Below are 249 nucleotides of genomic sequence, written 5' to 3' on the forward strand. Positions count from 1 at the left end.
TACCAGAGTGGGAGCACCATCGATGCCTGCCTCTCGCGCCTGCGCCAGGCGCAGGATGTGGCCGAGATCCGGGTGATCGACAATGGTTCGCTGGATGGCACCCTGGACATCGTGCAGCGGCATGCCAGCCACGATCCACGCGTGCGCTTCGTCGGCAATCCGGACAATCCCGGCTTCGCCGCCGCCAACAACCAGGGCGTGGCCGACTCGCACAGCCCGTGGCTGGCCTTCATCAACCCGGACCTGATG

General features: G+C 66.3%; 1 protein-coding gene. It reads left to right on the forward strand.

What is annotated here, in order from left to right:
• The coding region (locus tag FJ988_RS30650; RefSeq protein WP_140823067.1) for a glycosyltransferase family 2 protein at nucleotides 1-249 on the forward strand (249 nt) is incomplete at both ends.

Origin of the sequence: Mesorhizobium sp. CU3, from assembly GCF_006442965.1 — a bacterium.
GTDB lineage: Bacteria > Pseudomonadota > Alphaproteobacteria > Rhizobiales > Rhizobiaceae > Mesorhizobium.